The 718-nt window shown below is 49.3% G+C and carries 1 pseudogene; it reads left to right on the forward strand.

The annotated features are described in order from the left end of the window. Positions 1 to 718, forward strand: a pseudogene (locus L1076_RS26845) (hypothetical protein); the annotation flags it as partial.

Below are 718 nucleotides of genomic sequence, written 5' to 3' on the forward strand. Positions count from 1 at the left end.
GTTGTTAAATACCAGCTTGATGCAACGGCAGACCCAGTAGCAGGATTAACCTCTCACGGTGAGCCTGTCGTGCTTGCTGAGACAACAAATGGTGATGGCAGTTTTACTTACACTGCCACAGCAGATGGCAATGCCGTATTTGAATTGGTTGTGGAGCCAGACGGTAGTTACACCTTTACTCTGCAAGGTCCACTAGACCATGCGGTGAACAGCGACAGTCTACAAATCGACTTCCCGATTATCGCAACAGACTTTGATGGCGATACCTCAACAGAAACATTGCCTGTCACCATCGTTGACGATAAGCCAACCATCACCGACGTAGACGCGCTCCGTGTGGATGAAGATGACTTAGCGACGATTGGCTCTGACGGCTCAGATCCAATTTCAATCGACGGCAACTTTACTACAACGCAAGGCTCTGATGGGGTAGTAAGCTACCAATTAGATACTGCTGCAACGCCAGTTGATGGTCTAACATCACAAGGTGTGGCTGTGACGCTGACGGAAACTGCAAACGGTGATGGTAGCTTCACTTACCAAGCGACGGCAGGTACTGAAGCCGTATTTACACTGACCGTGAATACGGATGGCTCATACAACTTCACGCTTCAAGGGCCAATCGACCATGCGACAGACAGTGATGAGTTGACACTGAACTTCCCAGTCATCGCGACAGATTTTGATGGTGATACCACCACAGAAACGATCCCAGTCA

Origin of the sequence: Vibrio sp. MMG023 (genome assembly GCF_021654215.1) — a bacterium.
Lineage (GTDB): Bacteria > Pseudomonadota > Gammaproteobacteria > Enterobacterales > Vibrionaceae > Vibrio > Vibrio jasicida.